The following is a 20,173-nucleotide window of genomic DNA, read 5'->3' as shown; positions in this document are numbered from 1 at the left end:
TGTCCGACGATCCGGGTCCTGCGATATTTACCCTTCGGACATGGAGACCCAGTCCGGCGCACGCACCCCGCTCGTGGACCCGTTCGGTCGCGAGCTCGAGGAGTGGCTCCGCGACGCCCCGGCGACGCGGACGCCGTACGTGGCGGACCTCGTGGTCCCGCCTGTCACCGGCCCCGTGCAGCGGCCCGACCTCGCACCGGCCACCCCGGTCGAGGACCGTCGCCGCACGCCCGCCCACAGTGCACCTGCCAGCGCCGAGCGCGGTGCACACGCCGGAGCCGGGCGCGGGGCACACGCCGGCGCCGAGCGCGGTGCCGACGCCGGTGCGACCCCGACGTCCGAGGCTCCGGTCCCCGAGGCCACGGCGGCGACGTCGTCGGCGGGTCTGTCGGCAGCGACGACCGCGACCCCGGCCCCGGCCCCGGCGTTCCGCCGCGACCGCGTGCGCGACCACGCCCGGCACGCCGCCTCGTGCGCGCCGTCGTTCCCGGAACCGCCGGAGCGGATCGCCCTGCGCATCGAGGACCTGGCCGTCGAGGTCGCCTCGTCGACCGGTCGCAGCGCCGTCGAGCGCATCGTGCTGCTCGAGGACGAGGTCCGACGCCGCGACGAGGACCTCGCACGCCTCGCGGCCTGGGAGGCCACCGTCGCCGGCACCGACGACCCCGAGGTGCGCGCCGCCCGCGACTTCGCCCGCACGGTGTTCGCCGACCTGCTCGCCGACGCCGCCCTCGAGGCCGACCGCCGCGACCGCGCCGCGGCCCGCCGTGCCGCGACGACACCCGTCCCCCTCGTCGTCGTCCCGGCACCCGGGCCGACCGGCCGCAGCACGCCGGGACTGCGAGCCGACGTCGCGACGGCGCGCCCGGCCGTGGAGCTGGTGCTCCCGGAACGCGACGAACCCGTGCGTCCGGTGGCGGGCCTCCCGGCCGTGTCACCGGTGTCCGCGAACACGCGACCGACGCCGCTCGTCCAGCCCGCCACCGGGCCGACCGTCATCGACCGCGCTGCGTTCGCCGCCGCGCTCACGGCGCACCAGGGCCGGACCGCGAGCACACCCGTCGTCCTGCCGGACGCGGTCGTGCCCGCCGGACCCGTCGTGCACGAGCCGGCTCCGCAGCAGGCCGAGGCGGAGCGCCCGGGCTGGTGGTCGCGTCTCGTGGCCCGGCTGCTGCACCTGCTCGGCCGCTGACGGGGCGGACGCCTCGGTAGACTGACGGGATGCCGACGCTCCGCGAACTCCAGGCCGTGATCGAGGACCTGTGGCCCGCCGCGGGCGCGGAGTCCTGGGACAGCGTGGGCCTGGTCGCCGGAGACCCCGATGCCGTCGTCGAGCACGTGCACCTGGCCGTCGACGCCGTGCCGGCCACCGCGCGCGAAGCGGTCGGCCTCGGAGCCGGGCTCCTCCTGACGCACCACCCGCTGCTGCTGCGCGGGGTGACCACGATCGCCGAGACCACCTACAAGGGCAGCGTGCTCGCGACCCTGGTGCGGGGCGGCTGCGCCCTGGTCGCCGCCCACACCAACGCCGACGTCGTCACCACCGGCACCTCGGCCGTGCTCGCCGACCGCATCGGCCTGACCGAGCAGCGCCCGCTCGACGCCGGATCCGACCCCGCGACCGGCATCGGCCGCGTAGGCGTGCTGGCCGAGCCGACCACGCTCGGTGCGCTCGCCCGGCGGCTCGTCGACCTGCTGCCGCCGACCGCCACCGGCGTCCGCGTCTCCGGGGACTTCGACCAGCCCGTCCGCACCGTCGCACTCTGCGCCGGTGCCGGCGACTCCCTGCTCGGTCACCCCGCCGTGCTCGACGCCGACGTGTACGTCACCAGCGACCTCCGCCACCACCCGGCGTCCGAGTTCCGCGAACAGGCACTGCTCCACGGCGGACCGGCCCTCGTCGACACGTCGCACTGGGCCACCGAGTGGCTCTGGCTCGACGTCGCGGCGGCGCAGCTGCGCGAGGCCGCCGGCGTCCGCGTCACCGTGAGCGACCTCCGCACCGATCCGTGGGACTTCGCCGTCCTGCCGGCCGCCGAACCCACCACCCCCACTGAAGGAGTCTGACCATGAAGGCAGCACCCGAGGACCAGGTCATCCTCCTCGACCTCCAACGACTCGACAACGACGTCACCCGGATCGCGCACCGCATCACGTCGCTGCAGAAGGGCGACCAGCTCACCGAGCTCGGCACCAGGGCCGCCGGGCTCCGCAGCGAGCTCGTGGCGGCCACCGGCGAGGTCGAGGACGCCGAGCGCGAGCTCGCCCGCCTGGAGTCCGACACCGCGACCGCCCAGGCCCGCATCGAGCGCGACACCACCATGCTGCAGAACGTCTCGAACTCGAAGGACGCCGCCGGCCTGCAGAGCGAGCTCGAGTCGCTGCAGCGGCGCATCGGCGGCCTCGAGACCGCCGAGCTCGAGATCATGGAGAACCTCGACGTGCTCCGCGCGCGGGTGGGCGACGTCGAGGCGAAGCTCGCCGACGTCGACGCCGCACGCGCCGGGCTCGTCGCCGACCGTGACGCCGAGATCGCACGGCTGACCGGCGACAAGGACTCGGCCGAGCAGAGCCGCGCCGCCGTCGCCGCGAAGGTGCCGGCCGACCTGCTCGCGCTGTACGACCGGCAGCGCGCCCGCTACGGCTTCGGCGCCTCGCTGCTGCAGGGCGGCGTGTCCACGGCCTCCGGGGTGTCGCTCACCAACTCGGACCTGCAGGACATCCGCCGTGCCGCTCCGGACGACGTCGTGCTCTGCCCCGACAGCGACGCGATCCTGGTGCGCACGGCCGAGTCTGGCCTGTAGCCGAGACCCGGCCCTGGCCCGGGCAGGGCCGGGCCGGGATCGGCCTGCCCGAGCCGCGCCCCGTCGCCCGCGTCTCAGGCGCGCAGCGCGGCGACGATGCGGTCGCGGGCTGCTGCGGCGGGACGGGTCGGCAGCAGCGGGAACACGTGCACGGCCCCGCGGCGTTCGACGAGCTCGACGTCGACGCCGGCGGCCCGGGCCCCCGCGGCGAGCAGGTGCGCGTCCGGGTTGAGGACGTCGCGCGTGCCCGTGAGCAACAGGACCGGGCCGAGCCCGGTCGGGTCGCCCGCCAGGGGACTCACCGCCGGGTTCGTCACGGGGAGGCGCCCGGCCCACTGCGCGCCGAGGTGGCGGAGCCCGTCGACACCGAGCCACGGGTCGGACGGCAGCACGTCGGCGACCCGCGGGTTCGCCATCGTCAGGTCGAGCGCCGGCGTGAGCAGGACGGTGCGCACGGCCCGGTGTCCGCGGTCGCGGAGGGCGAGCGCGGCGGACAGGGCGACCTGGCCGCCGGCCGAGTCGCCGGCCAGGCGCACCTCGTGGCCGGACGCCGTCGCGGCCTCGAACAGGTGCACGACGAGCGCGACGGCCGCCGCGGCGTCGCCGTGGGGGAGCAGCGCGTACAGCGGCACGGTGACGGTGGTGTTCGACTCGGCGGCGACCTGCGCGACGAGCGCCCAGTGCTGCCGGCTGATGTCGTGCACCCACCCGCCACCGTGGACGTACACGGTCTCGCCGACGGGCGTCGACCGGGTGGGCCTGACGGTGTACACCGGTCGACCGTGCTCGCGACGCACCGTGACGGCGACGTCCGGGCGCAGCCGCAGGCGCTCCGGCGGGACGGCCGGTTCGGGGTGCCGACCGTGGCGGCGGACCTCGCGCGCCGCGCCCTCGACGGTCCGGTAGGGCCGGTTCGCCCGCGTCGCGCGCAGGTACGACGGCGCGAGGGCTTCGGGCAGGTACACGTCAGCGCCTTCCGACGGTCGCCACCGCGGGCGGCAGCCCGCAGCGTGGTGTGGGCGAATGGGCCGGCCGTACGCCGGGTTCTGTCCCGCCGCTCGCGCGGCGGTGACGGCCATCTCTCTCGGACCGACGTTGCCGTCGGCCTCCAGCGGTCTACCCGAGGACTCGGCGAGCAGCCTCAGCGTCCTCTGTCTGACCTTGCTCCGGGCGAGGTTTACCGAGCGGATCCGGTCACCCGGACCCCTGGTGGTCTCTTACACCACCGTTTCACCCTTACCGACGTCGCCGCCGGCGGTCTGCTTTCTGTGGCACTGTCTCGCGGATTGCTCCGGGTGGGTGTTACCCACCGCCCTGCTCTGTGGAGCCCGGACGTTCCTCGGCACTCCCGGAGGAGTGACGCGACCGTCTCACCGACCCATTCGCACGGCAAGCCTAGCGCGTGCGACCCGGGGCCGGCCCCGCCGAGGTCGCACGGAGTGCCGCCCGGACGGCTGACGTGCGGCACCTCGCGCGACCCGGGCGACGCGCCCGCGGCGTGTCGTGCGACCCCGCCGCCCGGGCACGCAGGCTCGCGGGCTCGCGGCCCGTGCACGCCACGCGTGCGGCACGGGGCCGGAGCCGCCGAGGTCGCACGGAGTGCCGCCCGGACGGCTGACGTGCGGCACCTCGCGCGACCCGGGCGACGCGCCCGCGGCGTGTCGTGCGACCTCGCCGGCCGTGCACATCGCCCGTCATGGCCGACGAGCACGCCGAGCACGCCGAGCACGCCGGGCACGCTGGCCTCGCCGCTCGGCCAGGTGCGTCAGGCGCTCTGCGCCGCCAGGGTCGCCGCGCCGATGATGCCCGCGTTGTTGCGGAGCGTCGCCGGGATGATGTCGGCCTGCAGGTCGAGCAGCGGCAGGTACTCCTCGTGCTGCTTCGAGACGCCGCCGCCGACGACGAAGAGCTCCGGGGAGAGCAGGGCCTCGAGCGTCGAGTAGTAGTGCTGCAGGCGCTTCGCCCAGTGCTTCCACGACAGGTCGTCGCGCTCCTTGGCTGCGAACGAGGCCCGCGACTCGGCGTCGTGGCCGTCGATCTCCAGGTGCCCGAGCTCGGAGTTGACGATGAGCACGCCGTCGTTGATGAGCGCGGTGCCGATCCCGGTGCCGAGCGTCGTGACGATGACGAGGCCGTCCTTGCCCTTCGCCGCACCGAACTGCTGCTCGGCGAACCCGGCGGCGTCGGCGTCGTTGACGAAGTGGATGGAGCGGCCGAGCTCCTTCTCGAACAGCGCCTCGGCCTCGAAGCCGATCCACTTCTTCGAGACGTTGGCGGCCGACATCGTCTTGCCGTCACGGACGATGGCCGGGAAGCACACGCCCACCGGGACGTCGGCGGCCGGGGCGAGCTCCTCGACGATGGACTTCGCGACCGCGACGATGTCGTGGGGCTTCCCGCCCTCGGGGGTGGCCTTCTTGATCCGGTCGGTCGTCAGTTCGCCGGAGGCGACGTCGACGATCGCGCCCTTGATGCCCGTACCGCCGATGTCGACGCCGACTGCGAGGGTGGTCATGAGGAGCCTTTCGGTGGGGGTCTCAGGAGACGGTGAGGAGTTCCGCGCCGCGCTCGGTGACGACGAGGGTGTGCTCGAACTGGGCGGTCCAGGACTTGTCCCGCGTGGAGACCGTCCAGTCGTCGGACCAGATGTCCGCCGCCACCCCGCCGAGCGTCAGCATGGGCTCGATGGTGAACACCATGCCCGGCTCGATGACGGTGTCGTACTGCGGGGCGTCGTAGTGGGGGATGATCAGGCCGGAGTGGAAGGCCCGCCCGACGCCGTGGCCGGTGTAGTCGCGGACCACCCCGTAGCCGAAGCGCTTCGCGTACGCCTCGATGGCGCGGCCGATGACGTTGACCTGGCGACCGGGCGCCACGGCCTTGATGCCGCGCTCGAGGGCGAGTCGAGTGCGGGTGACGAGGTCCTCGACCTCCTGCGAGGCCTGCCCGACGACGAACGTGCGGTTCGTGTCACCGTGCATGCCGTCCTTGTAGGCGGTGATGTCGATGTTGACGATGTCGCCGTCCTGCAGCACGGTGTCGTCCGGGATCCCGTGGCAGATCACCTCGTTGAGGCTCGAGCACAACGACTTCGGGTACCCGCGGTAGCCGAGCGTCGAGGGGTAGGCGCCGTGCGCGACGACGTACTCGTGCCCGATGCGGTCGAGCTCGTCGGTGGTGACGCCCGGGCGGATCGCCGCGGCGACGGCGTCGATGGCCCGCGAGGCGATCCGGCCCGCGGTGCGGATCCGCTCGACCTCGTCCGGGGTGTAGGTGTCGCCGAGTCCGTGCTCGTGCGGTTCGACCCTGCCGACGTACTCCGGCCGCTCGATGTCCCGCGGGACGGCCAGCTGGGGGGAGACGCGGCCGGCGGTCAGGTGTCCGTGTTCGTCCCGGGGCATGCGGACCACTCTAGCCGGGGCCGCGCCCGACGCCGCGCGGGTCCCGAGCGGCCGCCCACGTGTGCGCCGGGACGCGACCGCCTGGAGGCGCGGCACCGGTCCGCCGGGCGCAGGCCGGGCCTCCAGGCCGTCACCCCGGGCGCGGGGCGCCCCCGACAGCCGACCGCACGGCCACCAGCGCGGCGCGGCGGCGCGCGGACCACCGACGCGCCGCGTCGGTACGGTGGGCGGCATGAGTGACGAGCGCATCGAGTCCCAGTGGTGGTTCAACGACAAGACCGGCCAGGTCGAGCAGGGGCCGCAGTCGCCGCAGCGTGACCGCATCGGCCCCTTCGCCACGCGCGAGGAGGCGCAGCACGCGCTCGACCGCATCGCCGCGAACAACGAGAAGTGGGACGCCGAGGACCGCTGACCCGTCCGGCCGCACCCCGTCCGTCCCACCGGACCACTAGCCTGGGACCAGGCCCGCCCGCGGCCACCCGATACACGGAAAGGTCGTGCATGGACAAGCAGACGGACTTCGTGCTCCGCACCATCGAGGAGCGCGGGATCAAGTTCATCCGACTCTGGTTCACGGACGTCATCGGGACGCTCAAGTCGGTGGCGATCGCCCCGGCCGAGGTCGAGGGCGCCTTCGCCGAGGGCATCGGGTTCGACGGCTCCGCGATCGAGGGCCTCACCCGCAGCTACGAGGCCGACGTGCTCGCGCACCCGGACCCCTCGACGTTCCAGATCCTGCCGTGGCGCGGCGAGATCGACCCGACCGCGCGGATGTTCTGCGACATCACGACCCCGGACGGGCAGCCGGCCGTCGCCGACCCGCGCAACGTGCTGAAGCGCACCCTGGCCCGGGCGAGCGACCGCGGGTTCACGTTCTACACGCACCCCGAGATCGAGTTCTACCTGCTCAAGAGCCGCGAGTGGCGGGACGGCGGCCCGCAGCCCGTCGACCAGGCCGGTTACTTCGACAACGTGCCCGGCGGCAGCGCCCACGACTTCCGCCGCCGCTCGGTGCGGATGCTCGAGGACCTCGGCATCTCGGTGGAGTACAGCCACCACGAGGCCGGCCCCGGCCAGAACGAGATCGACCTGCGGTACGCGGACGCGCTCACGATGGCCGACAACATCATGACCTTCCGCACCGTCGTGAAGGAGGTCGCGATCGAGCAGGGCGTCTACGCGACGTTCATGCCGAAGCCGATCTCCGGCCAGCCCGGCTCGGGCATGCACACCCACGTCTCGCTGTTCGAGGGCGACCAGAACGCGTTCTACGAGGCCGGCGGCCAGTACCAGCTCTCGCAGACCGCCAAGCACTTCATCGCCGGTGTGCTCAAGCACGCGCCGGAGATCACCGCCGTGACGAACCAGTTCGTCAACTCGTACAAGCGCCTGTGGGGCGGCGACGAGGCCCCCTCGTTCGTCACCTGGGGCCACAACAACCGGTCCGCGCTCGTCCGCGTGCCGCTGTACAAGCCGAACAAGGGCCAGTCGTCGCGCATCGAGTACCGCGGCATCGACTCCGCGGCGAACCCGTACCTGGCGTACTCGCTCCTGCTCGCCGCCGGGCTGAAGGGCATCGAGGAGGAGTACGAGCTCCCCGCCGAGGCCGAGGACAACGTCTGGAGCCTCAGCGACTCGGAGCGCAAGGCCCTCGGCTACAGCCAGCTGCCGGCGAGCCTCGACCACGCGCTGAGCCTGATGGAGGACTCCGAGCTCGTCGCCGAGACCCTCGGCGAGCAGGTGTTCAACTTCGTGCTCCTCAACAAGCGCCAGGAGTGGAAGCGGTACCGCGACCAGGTGACGCCGTTCGAGCTCGACACCAACCTCGGCGCGCTGTAGGCGGAGTGCGCACCAGATGACCGGTCGGACGACGACGTCACGATCCGAGTTGGCGCGCCTGGGCTTCGCCGAGTTGTCGGAGAGCCTCGAGCGGATCGCCGACCTGCGCGAACGGTTCGGGGCCGACGTGCCCCTGCCCGTCGACGGCGGGGGCGCGCTCTGGGGCGTGACCGCGGACCCGGACGGTGCGCTGCGGTCGCTGGAGCGCCTGCTCGAGCGCGCCCCGGACGCGCTGCGGCCCGTGCTCGCCGACGAGGCCGCGACCGAGCGCCTGGTCCGCCTGCTCGGTGCCTCGGTCGGGCTCGGCGAGTTCCTGCACCGTCGGCCGGCGGAGCTCGACCTGCTCCTCGAACCGGTGCGCGAGCCGTGGTCGCAGGAGCGCTACACGGAGTCGCTGGTGCGGGCGGTGGACGGCACCACGGGCGAGGACGCCCGCGTCCGCCTGCGGGTGCGCTACCGACGGCACCTCGCCCAGATCGCGCTGTACGACGTGCTGCACGCCGCCCCGACCGAGGCGTTCCCGAGCGTCGCCGCCGGGCTCGCCGACCTGGCCGGCGCCGCGCTCGAGGCAGCGGTGCAGGTCGCCCGGCGCGAGGTCCCGTTCCCGGCCGACGACGTCGCCGCGACCCCGCTCGCGGTCATCGCGATGGGCAAGGCCGGCGCGCGCGAGCTGAACTACGTGAGCGACGTCGACGTCATCTTCGTCACCGAGGCCACCGACGCGGTGCCCACCGACCGCGCGGTGCTCGTCTCCACCCGGATCGCGATCGCCGCGACGCACGCCATCACCGACCTCGCCGCCGAGCCGGCCCTGTGGGAGGTCGACGCGAACCTGCGGCCCGAGGGCAAGGACGGCGCGCTCGTCCGCACCCTCGACTCGCACGTGGCCTACTACGAGCGCTGGGCGAAGGGATGGGAGTTCCAGGCTCTGCTGAAGGCGCGGCCGATCGCCGGGTCGGCCGACCTCGGCCGGCGCTACGCCGAGGCCGTCGCACCCTTCGTGTGGAGCTCGTCCGGCCGGCCCGGCTTCGTCGAGTCCGTGCAGCGGATGCGCGAGCGCGTCACCGAGCACATCCCGGACGCGGACGTCGACCGGCAGCTCAAGCTCGGCCCCGGCGGCCTGCGCGACGTCGAGTTCACGGTGCAGTTGCTGCAGCTCGTGCACGGCCGCGACGACCCCTCCGTGCGGGTCCGGTCGACGCTCGAGGCGATGGACGCCCTGACCGACGCCGGGTACGTCGGCCGGGCCGAGGCCGCCCGCTTCGGACCCGACTACGCCCTGCTGCGCGTCCTCGAGCACCGCATCCAGCTGCGCCGCCTGCAGCGCACGCACCTCATGCCGACCGACGAAGAGGAGCTGCGGGTCCTCGCCCGGTCGAGCGGCGTCGCGACGTCCGCCGCGGCACTCGAGACGCGCTGGCGTGCCGTCAAGCTCGAGGTCCGCGGTCTGCACGAGCGGTTGTTCTACCGTCCGCTGCTGTCCGCCGTCGCGGCCGCCGACGGCGTCGCCCTGACGAACGACCAGGTGGTCGACCGGCTCGGGGCGATCGGCTTCGTCGACCCGGCCGGCGCGATCCGGCACATCCGCGCCCTGACGCAGGGCACGAGCCGTCGCGCCGCCATCCAGCGCAACCTGCTGCCGGTGCTCCTGCGGTGGATGGCCGAGGGGCCGGCGCCCGACCGTGCCCTGCTGGCCTTCCGCCGCCTGAGCGACACCCTGGGGGAGTCGAGCTGGTTCCTCCGGATGCTCCGCGACTCGTCCGGCGCGGCGCACTCACTGACGACCGTGCTCTCCGAGTCGGCGTTCCTCGCCGGACTGCTCGAACGGTTCCCGGAGGCCGTCGCCTGGCTCGACGAACCCGAGTCCCTGCTCCGGCCCCGCCCGATCGAGTCGCTGCTCGCCGAGATGACCGCGACGACCGCCCGGCACGGCAACGACGTCGACGGGTCCGCCGCGCTGCTGCGGTCGGCCCGACGGCGCGAGACGCTGCGGCTCGGCATGGCCGCGGTGCTCGGACACCTCGACGTCGACGGCCTCGGGCCGGCCCTCAGCGACGTCACCGAGGCCACGCTCGCCGGTGCGCTCGCCCTGGCCCGCCGCGACGCCCCCGAGGGCCTGGAGTTCGGGATCATCGCGATGGGCCGGTTCGGCGGCCGCGAGCTCGGCTTCGGCTCGGACGCCGACGTGCTCTACGTCCACCGGGCACCCGACCTGGCGCCCGAGGTGGCGTCCCGCGCCGCCCAGGCGATCGTGCGCGAGCTGAACCGGCTCACCGAGGACACGATCCACCCGCTCGACCTCGACATCGACCTGCGCCCCGAGGGGAAGAACGGACCCGTCGTCCGCACCCTCGAGTCGTACGGCGCGTACTACGCCCGCTGGTCGCTCACGTGGGAGGCGCAGGCGTTGCTGCGTGCCCGCGGCGCCGTCGGCGACGAGCAGCTGCTCCGCGACTTCGAGCACCTGGCCGACCGCACCCGCTACCCGGACCACATCGACGACAACGAGGTCCGCGAGGTCAGGCGCATCAAGGCCCGCGTCGAGTCCGAGCGGCTGCCGCGCGGCGCCGACCCGGCCCGGCACCTCAAGCTCGGTCGGGGATCGCTGAGCGACGTGGAGTGGTTCGTCCAGCTCCTGCAGCTGCAGCACGCGCTCGAGGTCCCGGCGCTCCGCACGACCTCCACCCTCGAGGCGCTCCACGGTGCGGTCGCCGCGGGCTTCGTCGCCGCCGAGGACGGCGAGCGGCTCGGGGCCGCGTGGCGGTTCGCGTCGCGCACCCGGAGCGCCCTCGTCCTGTGGTCGGGGAAGACCACCGACGTGCTGCCCGTCGACCGCGTCCAACTCGAGGGTGTGGCGCGGCTGTTGGAGTACCCGCCGGGGTCGGCGAGCGAGCTCGAGGAGGACTACCTCGGCGTCACGCGCCGCGCGCGGCAGGTGTTCGAGCGCGAGTTCTACGGCGCCTGAGCCGGCGCCCGAGCCGGCGCCTGACCCGGCGCCTGAACCGGCGCCTGAGCCGTCGCCTGAGCCGGCGTCCGGACGGCTGCGAGGCCCCGGTTGCAGTTCCGCGCGTCGGAGGTCGTTCCGCGCGTCGGGAGCTGTTCCGCGCGTAGAAGGCCGTTCCTTCCGTCTGACCATGCGCGGAACAGCTTCCCATGGCACGACCGATGGGAAGGACCGACGGGACGAGCGTCAGGGGCGGACTGCCGAGGGTGATCACCCGTGGCGCGGCAGGCATCCCGGCCCCTCCCACGCGTGCCCCGACACGCCCGGGCAGCAGAGTTCACGCCGTGCAGACCCGACCCGCGCAGGTGAATTCGTGATGACGCCGGACGTCCCCCGTTCCGGCCCTCCGTGTACCCCGGCCAGCGACCGTTACCGCGCCGTGATCGGTGTAGCGGTCCAAGTCGACGCTGATCGCAACGGCTGACGACGGCAGTGCACGCAACCACCTGCTGACCGGGGGTTTCCCGGGTCGGCGAGCCGTGCCTCCCGTCCGCTGCCCTCGGGCAGCAGGGTGACCGGCAGGGTGAACGCGGTCCGCCGGAGTGCTGTCAGCACGACGGGGGACCACGATGGCGACACCGGAGGGGGACCGGCGTGTACCCCGTAACGCGCCGGTAACACCCCCGCTCGGGGGCCGCGTTGCGCGGGGGTCCGCGGTCTGCATCAATGGGGTCACCCGAACCGACCCTGATTCCCCGATGGCGCGGAATCTCCACCTCGAACGTTGAAGCAGGGATCGATGTTCACCTTCATTCTGCAGATCAGGCAGATGGTCGAAGGGCACCCCGAGTTCTACCTGTTCGCCGTGTACTCCGCGGTGATCTGGTTGCTCTGGCTGCTCAAGGTCGTCCTGTCCGCCCGCTACCGCCCCTTCACCGGCACCTTCGTCGGTACCACCAGCGTCGTCGTCCCCGTCGTGGACGAACCGCTCGACCTGTTCCGCGACGTCATCGGTCGCATGGTCGAGCAGCGACCCGGCGAGATCATCGTCGTCATCAACGGTGCCCGCAACGAGGCACTCGAAGCCGTCTGCGACGAGTTCGCCCCACTCGTCCGCTGGACCCACACGCCCATCCCGGGCAAGCGCAACGCCGTCAAGGTCGGCACCGAGATGTCGAACGGCGACATCACCGTGCTCGTCGACTCCGACACGGTGTGGACGCCCGGCACCCTCGACGAGCTGCTCAAGCCGTTCTCGGACGAGTCGGTCGGCGGTGTCACGACCCGGCAGCGCATCCTCGAGCCGGAGCGCAGCTGGATCACCCGCTGGGCCGACTGGCTCGAGAACTCGCGTGCGCTGTACTCGATGCCCGCGCAGAGCGTCCTCGGCCAGATCGGCTGCCTGCCGGGCCGGACCATCGCGTTCCGCCGGAACATCCTGGTGCGGGTCATGGACCGCTTCATGCACGAGAAGTTCATGGGCGTGTTCCTGGAGGTCTCGGACGACCGCACGCTGACGAACCTCACGCTCAAGGAGGGGTACCGCACCGTCTACCAGTACACGTCGCTGGTCTACACGGACGCCCCGCTGCAGGTGAAGAAGCTGTTCAAGCAGCAGCTCCGCTGGGCCCGCGGCTCGCAGTACAACACGCTGCGGATGCTGCCCTGGATGCTCGGCCACGCGCCGATCCTCGCCGCCTTCTTCATCACCGACATCATCCTGCCGTTCATGCTCTTCGGCGTCATCGCCGGCTGGATCTACCGCGCCCTCACCGGGCAGGGCGAGAACCTGTACCAGGGCATCCTGTCGCAGTACGGGTTCTCGACCGGCTTCGTCTACGTGGCGGCGCTCATGGTCGTCTCGTCGGTGCTCAGCATGGCGATCCGGCAGATGCGCCACCTCGCCGAGAAGCCGAGCGACTTCTTCCGCCTGCCGATGTTCATCATCGTGTCGACGTTCTTCCTCATGCCGATCCGGCTCATCGGGTTCTTCCGCCTGGCGCACGCGTCCGGCTGGGGGACCCGGGCCGGCGCCTACGCCGGCGGCCCGATGCAGGAGGACCCGTCCGACGCCGCCCTGCCCGCAGGCTTCGGCGCGGCACCGGTCAGCCCGGTCGACGCGGCCACCGGGCCGCTCGCCGGCGGGACGCACGCCGCCGACGGTGTCGCCCGTGTCCGGGGTGACGACCAGGTGGCCGCCGACCGCGCGTTCGACGAGCTCTTCGGTGCCGACGCCACCACCAACTCCACCGCGACCGTCCTGGCGACCCGGCGCGAGGCCGCCGCGTCGCAGGCGGCGTCCGCAGCCGCGCGGACGACCGCCCCGACCACGACCCGCCGGTACAACCCGTACGCCGCGATCCCGTACGTGATCGGCATCGCGATCTTCGCCCTGGAGGCGTTCCTCATTGTCTGACATCATCCGATCCTCGAGCGCCTGGTGGGCGCAGTCGAGCAAGCACGCCCGCCGCACGGCCATCGGGACGACCGCGATCGTCCTGACCCTCGGCCTCATCACCTGGTCCGTCTGGGTGTCCCCGTCCGGCCCCGTCTCCACCGCCGTGCACCAGGCGCTCGGGGTCGAGGCGCCGAAGTCCACCAAGGTCTCGGCCGCGGAGCTGCAGACCAAGCTCGACGCCGCCCAGAAGCGCATCTGGGCACTCGAGGGCAAGCTCGACTCGCGCACCGCGCAGTCCGGCTCGCGCGGAGACCAGATCGACCAGCTGCAGGCGCAGATCGCGTCGCTCCGGTCCCAGCTCGGTGCTGCCTCCAGCTCGGGAGGCGCGTCCTCCGTCGACGCCGCGGGTTCCGGTTCGTCCGGTGGTTCCGCCTCGGGCGTCGGTGCCGGCAGCGGGTCCGGCTCGGGTTCCGGCGGCGGCGGTGCCGCCGGTGGTGTCGGCGGCGTCGGGTCCGACAACGGATCGGGCAGTGGGCCGGGTTCCGGTGCGGGCAACGGCTCCGGTTCCGGGAACGGCTCCGGCGGCGGTACCGGCACCGGAGCCACCAACCCGAACCCCGGTCCGTCCACGGACCCCGGCCCGACGCCGGTCGACGTCCCGACAAAGGCCGAGGTGCTCGCGCAGCAGTCCCGCTGGTACGGCCTGTACACGGCGCAGTCGCCCTTCAACTGGGCCGAGTACGACGACGTGTCCCGCCAGGTCGGCCGGGCCACGAACATGGTCGGCTTCTTCCAGGGCTTCGACCAGGACTTCAACCAGAACGCCGTCCAGCGGTCCTGGGCCAACGGTCGCCTGCCGATGATGACGTGGGAGTCCGTCCCCGCACTGACCGGCAACGACCAGCCGTACGTCGAGGGCTACACCAACGAGGACATCACCTCGGGCAGCTTCGATGCCTACCTGACGAAGTACGCGAAGGCCCTCGCGGCCAACGGGCAGCCACTCGTCATCCGCTTCGACCACGAGATGAACGGCCAGTGGTACAACTGGTCCGAGTCGGCGAAGCAGCAGAACGCCGCCGGTTCCTACAAGCGGATGTGGCAGCACGTCTGGCAGGTCTTCGAGGACAACGGCGCCAACCAGTACGCCATCTGGGACTGGTCGCCGTCGCGCATCGACAAGCTCGGCAACCCGAAGTACCAGACGCTCGACTACATGCAGCAGTACTACCCCGGATCCGAGTACGTGGACTGGGTCGGCATGAGCGGCTACTACCGCGACACCGCTGAGCAGCCCACCTTCGCGAACACGTTCGGTGCCACGCTCGCCCAGATCCGGCAGATCGCGCCGGGCAAGGGCATCGTGCTCAACGAGATCGGCGCGACCGAGACCGGGGGCAGCGTGTCGAACTCGCAGAAGACGCAGTGGATCACCTCGCTCTTCGACGCTCTCGCCGACCCCGCCAACGCGGACATCGTCGGCTTCGCCTACTTCAGCGAGACCGCCACCACCATCGTCGACGGCAAGCGCACGACGAACGACTGGCGGCTCAACTCCCGCGCCGACTCCCTGGCGGCCTTCGCCGAGGGCATCAAGCGCACCGACATCGACTACGACCTGCAGGAGGTCACGCCATGACCGCGTCCGCTTCTTCCGCCGCCACCCCGTCCGCCGACGTCCGTCCCGCTCCCGTCATCAGCGTCATCGGCACCGGCTACCTCGGCGCCACCCACGCGGCCGCCATGGCCGAGATGGGCTTCGAGACCATCGGCGTGGACGTCGATCCGGCGAAGCTCGCCGCGCTGTCGGCCGGCGAGGTCCCGTTCTACGAGCCGGGGCTGCCCGAGCTCATCACGAAGCACGTCGCCAGCGGCAAGCTCCGCTTCACCGCCTCGCTCGCCGAGGCCGTGGCGGCGGCCGACGTCCACTTCGTCTGCGTCGGCACCCCGCAGCGTGCCGGGTCGCACGCCGCGAACCTGACGTACGTCGAGGCCGCGACACGCGGTGTCGCCGAGCACCTCACCCACCCGGGTCTGATCGTCGGCAAGTCGACCGTCCCGGTCGGCACCGCCGCCCGGCTGCGGGGCATCGTCAGCGAGTTCGCCCCGGTCGGCATCGCCGCGGAGCTCATCTGGAACCCGGAGTTCCTGCGCGAGGGCAAGGCCGTTGACGACACCCTGCACCCGGACCGCCTGGTCTGGGGTGGCGCGTCCGAGGCCGCCGACGCCGTGATCCGCGAGGTCTACGCCGCACCGATCGCCGAGGGCACCCCGGTCATCACGACCGACCTCGCCACGGCCGAGCTCGTCAAGGTGAGCGCGAACGCGTTCCTCGCCACGAAGATCTCGTTCATCAACGCCATCTCCGAGATGTGCGCGATCACCGGCGCCGACGTCACCACGCTGGCCGACGCCCTCGGCCACGACGCCCGCATCGGTCGGAAGTTCCTGAACGCAGGGCTCGGTTTCGGCGGCGGCTGCCTGCCGAAGGACATCCGCGCCCTCATGCACCGCGCCAACGAGCTCGGCGCGGGCCGCGTCGTCGGACTCATGCAGCAGGTCGACGAGATCAACATGGGTCAGCGCGAGCGCGTCATCGACATGACGATCGAGGCCCTCGGCGGGTCCGTCCTGAACCGCCGCGTCGCGGTGGTCGGGGCCGCGTTCAAGCCCCTCACCGACGACGTCCGCGACTCGCCAGCGCTCAACGTCGCCGCGGCGCTGCACCTGCGCGGCGCCCAGGTGACGCTCTGGGACCCCGAGGCGCTCGAGACCGCCCGGCGTTCCTTCCCGACGCTGACGTACGCGACCTCGATGGAGGACGCCGTCGAGGACGCCGACGTCGTGCTCGTGCTCACCGAGTGGGACGAGGTCGTCACGGCCGACGCCGCTCGGCTCGCCGACCTCGTCGGCCGCCGCGTGGTCGTCGACGCGCGCAACTGCCTCCCGGTCCAGGACTGGGTCCGAGCGGGGTGGTCCGTCCGTTCCCTGGGACGGCCCACGCCGGTCACGGGTGCACCCGTGAGCGTCGCAGCGGGGACGAACGACGCCGTGGCCACGGCCCGGTAGTCACCGCAGGCGTAGCGGGGTCCGTGCCGGGGGCGGCGCGGACCCCGTTCCTGCGTGCGGGGGCGGGGGTGGAGTGCGGAGTGCGGGGGTGCAGTTTCGCGCGTGGGAAGCTGTTTCGCGCGTGGGAGGTACTTCCGCGTGTAGGAAGCCCGATGTTCCCGCCACCTACGCGCGTTCTCGCTTCCCATGGCGCGGGCGATGGGAAGGAAGGTGCGCCGTGATCGGCACGGGTGCTGCTCGCGCACCGTCGTCCAGCGCAGTCGACGCCGCTGGCGTGCGGCGCTGGTGCCGTGCGACCAGCGGGGTGCTCGTGCTCGGAAGGGCCGGTCCCACCGCCGACCTCGGCGACCCGGACACCCAGGGGGCGACGGACCGCTGACCCGGGAGCGCGTCGCGCCCCGCGCGCATCCACGACGGACGTTCCGCAGAGCGCGCGGGCGAAGCGGTCCCGCGCACGGCAGGCAGTCCGGCGCGTCGGAGGCCCGACGTTCTGGCCTCCGACGCGCGATCCTGTTCCATCCAGCACGGGGGATGGGAAGAACCGCGCTGCGATGCCGTGCCCGAGCGCGCGGCCGAGCACACTCAGCACATCCGGCACCCCCGGCACACCCGCACACCCGGCACACCCGGCACGCCCGGCCCGGCCCAGCACAGCGGAAGGCCCCGCACCGGAGAACCGGTGCGGGGCCTTCGCCAGCGGGCAGGCGTGGATCAGACGCCGAAGTACAGCTCGTACTCGAACGGGTGCGGGCGCTGGGCCAGCGGGAGGATCTCGTTCTCGCGCTTGTAGTCGATCCAGGTCTGGATGAGGTCCTCGGTGAAGACGTTGCCCTTCGTGAGGAACTCGTGGTCCGCCTCGAGGGCCTCGAGGGCCTCGTCGAGCGAGCCGGGGACCTGGGGGATGCCCTTGGCCTCCTCCGGCGGGAGCTCGTAGAGGTCCTTGTCGACCGGCTCGTGCGGCTCGATGCGGTTCTGGATGCCGTCGAGGCCCGCCATCAGCTGCGCGGCGAACGCGAGGTACGGGTTGCCCGAGGCGTCGGGGGCGCGGAACTCGATGCGCTTCGCCTTCGGGTTGGTGCCGGTGATCGGGATGCGGATCGCGGCGGAGCGGTTGCCGGCCGAGTAGACCAGGTTGACCGGTGCCTCGAAGCCCTTGACCAGGCGGTGGTACGAGTTGATCGACGGGTTCGTGAAGGCGAGCAGCGCCGAGGCGTGCTTGAGGATGCCGCCGATGTACCAGCGGGCGACGTCCGACAGGCCGCCGTAGCCGTTCTCGTCATAGAAGAGCGGCTTGCCGTCGTTCCACAGGGACTGGTGGGTGTGCATGCCCGAACCGTTGTCACCGAACAGCGGCTTCGGCATGAACGTGGCGACCTTGCCCCACTGGTCCGCGGTGTTCTTGACGATGTACTTGAACTTCAGGATGTCGTCCGCGGCGTGGACCATCGTGTCGAACTTGTAGTTGATCTCCTGCTGGCCGCCGGTGCCCACCTCGTGGTGCGAGCGCTCGAGGGTGAAGCCGGCCTCGATCAGCTTGAGCGTGATGTCGTCGCGCAGGTCGGCGGTCTTGTCGACCGGCGAGACGGGGAAGTAGCCGCCCTTGTACGGGGTCTTGTTGGCGAGGTTGCCGCCCTCTTCGTCACGACCGGTGTTCCACGCGCCCTCTTCCGAGTCGACGGCGTAGAAGGACTCGTTCTGCGTGACCGAGTAGCGGACGTCGTCGAAGATGTAGAACTCGGCCTCGGGGGCGAAGAACGCGGTGTCCGCGATGCCCGTCGACGCGAGGTACTTCTCGGCCTTCTTCGCGACCTGGCGCGGGTCGCGGCCGTAGATCTCGCCGTTGCGGGGGTTGTAGATGTCGAACACCATGATGAGCGTGCGCTCGGCGCGGAACTGGTCGATGTACGCCGTCGTGACATCGGGGATCAGCTGCATGTCGGACTCGTGGATCGACGCGAAGCCACGGATCGAGGAGCCGTCGAACAGCTGACCAACCGAGAAGAAGTCCTCGTCGACGGTCGATGCCGGGATGTTGAAGTGCTGCTGCACACCGGGCAGGTCCGTGAAGCGGATGTCGAGGAACTTGACGTCGGTGTCCTTGATGAAGGCCAGGACCTCGGAGGAATCGCTGAACATGGGGCCGATCTCCAATGGGTTGGGTGATGTCGGAGGTACCGGTCAGGGCACCTCCGACGAGGCTATTGACACGGGGTTTCCCGGACATGACTGGATTGTTTCCGGCGTGTTACGCCCAGGCCGACGCCGGAGCCCGTCCCCTCCGGGGCTGCCGGTCCCCGCCGTCGCTTACGCTGGTGTGATGGCCCGCAACACCCCCAGCCCGTCCGCGTCCTCCGAGCACCCGGACGGGTGGCCGGGGAAGGACCTCGGTCTGCCCGAGGACGGGCCGCGGAGCGTCGGCCGGATCGGGCGACGGCTCGTCGCGCTCGTCATCGACGGCGCGCTGGCCGACCTCGTCGCCTACGTGACCGGGGTCTGGTCGCCGGTGCAGGGCACGGCGGACATCGCGCACTCCTGGGTGCAGATCGCCATCTTCGCCGGGCTCCAGGTGCTCTTCATCTGCCTGCTGTCCGGCTCGTTCGGCCACATCTGCGTCGGGCTCCGGCTGGTGCCGATGCGTGGCGGGTACATCGGCGTGTGGCGTCCGGTCCTCCGGACGGTGCTGCTCTGCCTCATCGTGCCGCCGCTCATCATCGACCGCGACAGCCGCGGCGCCCACGACCGGATCGCCGGCACGGTGCTCGTCCGCCGCTGAGCCCCGGCCGCTGGTCGGTACGGGCGCCCGTCCGAACCCGGACACGGTGTCTTCCCACCCCGGACACACGGAACGCCCCCGACCTGGCACGGTCGGGGGCGTTCCGTCGAGCGGTCTGCCGATCAGCGCGGACGCCCGGCGCGCGCACGCATCGGGTCCATGCCCTTCGGGATCGCCGACGCCGGGCTCTGCGTCAGGGAGTCGAGGCGGTTCGCGACCGCGAGGACCTCGTTGCGGTTCAGCGAGCTCTTGAACTTGTTCATCGCGCGGGGGAGCTTGTGCAGGGTCACGGCGTCGTCACCGTCGTCCACGTGGACGACGTGCACCGGGACGTTCGGCACGATGCGCTGGACCTTGCGGCGCTCCTCGCCGAGCTGGCGCGTCAGGTTGCCGCGCTGTCCCTCGGTGATCAGGACGACACCGGGGCGCCCCACGGCGCGGTAGACCGCCGACTGCGAGCGGCCGTGGACGGCGACGGGCATCTCGCTCGAACGCCACTGGCGGCGGAGCGAGTTCGTCAGCACGGCACCGACGGCACCGGGCTGCCCCTCGATCTGCCGGTAGGCGGCGCGCTCGGCCAGACGGCTCAGCACGATCAGGAACAGCAGGATGCCGAGCATCACGCCGGCGACGATCCAGAGGACGACCGCGAGCCAGTTCTGCCCCGGCAGCAGCAGTGCGAGCAGCACGCCGAGGACGACCGGCCCGACGAAGGCGAGCGCGAACCACCACACCGACTTCGGGTCCGCCCGACGGGTCATCTGGAAGACCTGGTACATCTGCTTGAGACGCCCCGGCTCCTTCGCCTTCTTGTCCGTGGAAGTGCTGCGTGCCATGCAGACAGGATACGGCCTGCGCCGCCCGGCGCGGACCGCACACGGTCCGGCTGTGGGCGAACGCGCGCTCTCCACAGGCTGACGGGGACGGCCAGGAGGCCCGGCTCCG

At 72.1% G+C, this 20,173-nt stretch carries 15 protein-coding genes and 1 other RNA gene; 10 read left to right on the top strand and 6 right to left on the bottom strand.

What is annotated here, in order from left to right; genetic code table 11:
- Positions 1–40 precede the first annotated feature (40 nt).
- From BIU97_RS06360 to BIU97_RS06350, 3 genes are read left to right on the top strand one after another with little or no spacing between them, the layout of a single operon-like run.
- A complete protein-coding gene (locus BIU97_RS06360; protein WP_071255005.1) occupies positions 41–1,192 on the top strand; it encodes a hypothetical protein in 1,152 nt (383 codons plus the stop codon).
- A 29-nt stretch (positions 1,193–1,221) separates the two neighbouring features.
- Positions 1,222–2,067 (top strand): Nif3-like dinuclear metal center hexameric protein, encoded by an 846-nt coding sequence (locus BIU97_RS06355; protein ID WP_071255007.1) that lies wholly within the window; start codon positions 1,222–1,224, stop codon positions 2,065–2,067.
- A 2-nt stretch (positions 2,068–2,069) separates the two neighbouring features.
- On the top strand, positions 2,070–2,804 hold the full coding sequence (locus tag BIU97_RS06350) for a zinc ribbon domain-containing protein (RefSeq protein ID WP_071255010.1): 735 nt from the start codon (positions 2,070–2,072) through the stop codon (positions 2,802–2,804).
- Positions 2,805–2,878: 74 nt separating this feature from the next.
- On the opposite strand, the gene BIU97_RS06345 is transcribed toward BIU97_RS06350, so the two are convergent.
- The 4 genes from BIU97_RS06345 to map form a co-directional block, all read right to left on the bottom strand.
- Positions 2,879–3,769: an alpha/beta hydrolase fold domain-containing protein gene (locus tag BIU97_RS06345; protein ID WP_071297257.1), complete on the bottom strand. Its 891-nt coding sequence runs from the start codon at positions 3,767–3,769 to the stop codon at positions 2,879–2,881.
- Between the two features lie 55 nt (positions 3,770–3,824).
- Positions 3,825–4,185: RNase P RNA component class A (gene rnpB, locus BIU97_RS06340), an RNA gene on the bottom strand.
- A 384-nt stretch (positions 4,186–4,569) separates the two neighbouring features.
- A complete protein-coding gene (gene ppgK / locus BIU97_RS06335; protein ID WP_071255014.1) occupies positions 4,570–5,319 on the bottom strand; it encodes a polyphosphate--glucose phosphotransferase in 750 nt (249 codons plus the stop codon).
- 22 nt (positions 5,320–5,341) lie between these two features.
- Positions 5,342–6,205 (bottom strand): type I methionyl aminopeptidase, encoded by an 864-nt coding sequence (gene map / locus BIU97_RS06330; protein ID WP_071256271.1) that lies wholly within the window; start codon positions 6,203–6,205, stop codon positions 5,342–5,344.
- 232 nt (positions 6,206–6,437) lie between these two features.
- Here map and BIU97_RS06325 point away from each other — a divergent pair, with 232 nt between their 5' ends.
- From BIU97_RS06325 to BIU97_RS06300, 6 genes are all read left to right on the top strand, one after another.
- On the top strand, positions 6,438–6,617 hold the full coding sequence (locus BIU97_RS06325) for an SPOR domain-containing protein (RefSeq protein ID WP_071255015.1): 180 nt from the start codon (positions 6,438–6,440) through the stop codon (positions 6,615–6,617).
- Between the two features lie 89 nt (positions 6,618–6,706).
- A complete protein-coding gene (gene glnA / locus BIU97_RS06320; protein ID WP_071255016.1) occupies positions 6,707–8,044 on the top strand; it encodes a type I glutamate--ammonia ligase in 1,338 nt (445 codons plus the stop codon).
- 16 nt (positions 8,045–8,060) lie between these two features.
- Positions 8,061–11,009, top strand: coding sequence for a bifunctional [glutamine synthetase] adenylyltransferase/[glutamine synthetase]-adenylyl-L-tyrosine phosphorylase (locus BIU97_RS06315; RefSeq protein WP_071255017.1), 2,949 nt, complete (start codon positions 8,061–8,063; stop codon positions 11,007–11,009).
- 778 nt (positions 11,010–11,787) lie between these two features.
- On the top strand, positions 11,788–13,404 hold the full coding sequence (locus tag BIU97_RS06310; RefSeq protein WP_071255020.1) for a glycosyltransferase family 2 protein: 1,617 nt from the start codon (positions 11,788–11,790) through the stop codon (positions 13,402–13,404).
- Entirely contained in the window at positions 13,397–15,025 is a 1,629-nt protein-coding gene (locus BIU97_RS06305) for a glycoside hydrolase family 26 protein (protein ID WP_071297256.1), read from the top strand. Before BIU97_RS06310 ends, BIU97_RS06305 begins: the two co-directional genes overlap by 8 nt.
- On the top strand, positions 15,022–16,455 hold the full coding sequence (locus BIU97_RS06300) for a UDP-glucose dehydrogenase family protein (protein ID WP_071255024.1): 1,434 nt from the start codon (positions 15,022–15,024) through the stop codon (positions 16,453–16,455). The genes BIU97_RS06305 and BIU97_RS06300 overlap by 4 nt, the downstream gene beginning before the upstream one ends.
- A gap of 711 nt (positions 16,456–17,166) precedes the next feature.
- Here the strand turns inward: BIU97_RS06300 and glnA (BIU97_RS06295) are convergent.
- Positions 17,167–18,591 carry a type I glutamate--ammonia ligase gene (gene glnA, locus BIU97_RS06295; RefSeq protein WP_071255026.1) on the bottom strand — a complete coding sequence of 475 codons (1,425 nt, stop codon included), beginning with the start codon at positions 18,589–18,591 and terminating at the stop codon, positions 17,167–17,169.
- Positions 18,592–18,772: 181 nt separating this feature from the next.
- Here glnA (BIU97_RS06295) and BIU97_RS06290 point away from each other — a divergent pair, with 181 nt between their 5' ends.
- Positions 18,773–19,228, top strand: coding sequence for an RDD family protein (locus BIU97_RS06290; RefSeq protein WP_071255030.1), 456 nt, complete (start codon positions 18,773–18,775; stop codon positions 19,226–19,228).
- Positions 19,229–19,350: 122 nt separating this feature from the next.
- On the opposite strand, the gene BIU97_RS06285 is transcribed toward BIU97_RS06290, so the two are convergent.
- Positions 19,351–20,064, bottom strand: a complete 714-nt coding sequence (locus BIU97_RS06285; protein ID WP_071255035.1) for a DUF4191 domain-containing protein — start codon at positions 20,062–20,064, stop codon at positions 19,351–19,353.
- Positions 20,065–20,173: the final 109 nt, after the last annotated feature.

It is taken from the genome of Curtobacterium sp. MCBA15_009 (genome assembly GCF_001864895.1).
GTDB lineage: Bacteria > Actinomycetota > Actinomycetes > Actinomycetales > Microbacteriaceae > Curtobacterium.
This window is presented reverse-complemented; position numbering and strand designations above follow the sequence as displayed.

Coding starts and splice junctions, on each gene's coding strand:
- BIU97_RS06360 (WP_071255005.1), top strand. CDS start 41: ATGGAGACCCAGTCCGGCGCACGCACCCCGCTCGTGGACCCGTTCGGT.
- BIU97_RS06355 (WP_071255007.1), top strand. CDS start 1,222: ATGCCGACGCTCCGCGAACTCCAGGCCGTGATCGAGGACCTGTGGCCC.
- BIU97_RS06350 (WP_071255010.1), top strand. CDS start 2,070: ATGAAGGCAGCACCCGAGGACCAGGTCATCCTCCTCGACCTCCAACGA.
- ppgK (WP_071255014.1), bottom strand. CDS start 5,319: ATGACCACCCTCGCAGTCGGCGTCGACATCGGCGGTACGGGCATCAAG.
- map (WP_071256271.1), bottom strand. CDS start 6,205: ATGCCCCGGGACGAACACGGACACCTGACCGCCGGCCGCGTCTCCCCC.
- BIU97_RS06325 (WP_071255015.1), top strand. CDS start 6,438: ATGAGTGACGAGCGCATCGAGTCCCAGTGGTGGTTCAACGACAAGACC.
- glnA (WP_071255016.1), top strand. CDS start 6,707: ATGGACAAGCAGACGGACTTCGTGCTCCGCACCATCGAGGAGCGCGGG.
- BIU97_RS06315 (WP_071255017.1), top strand. CDS start 8,061: ATGACCGGTCGGACGACGACGTCACGATCCGAGTTGGCGCGCCTGGGC.
- BIU97_RS06310 (WP_071255020.1), top strand. CDS start 11,788: ATGTTCACCTTCATTCTGCAGATCAGGCAGATGGTCGAAGGGCACCCC.
- BIU97_RS06300 (WP_071255024.1), top strand. CDS start 15,022: ATGACCGCGTCCGCTTCTTCCGCCGCCACCCCGTCCGCCGACGTCCGT.
- glnA (WP_071255026.1), bottom strand. CDS start 18,591: ATGTTCAGCGATTCCTCCGAGGTCCTGGCCTTCATCAAGGACACCGAC.
- BIU97_RS06290 (WP_071255030.1), top strand. CDS start 18,773: ATGGCCCGCAACACCCCCAGCCCGTCCGCGTCCTCCGAGCACCCGGAC.
- BIU97_RS06285 (WP_071255035.1), bottom strand. CDS start 20,064: ATGGCACGCAGCACTTCCACGGACAAGAAGGCGAAGGAGCCGGGGCGT.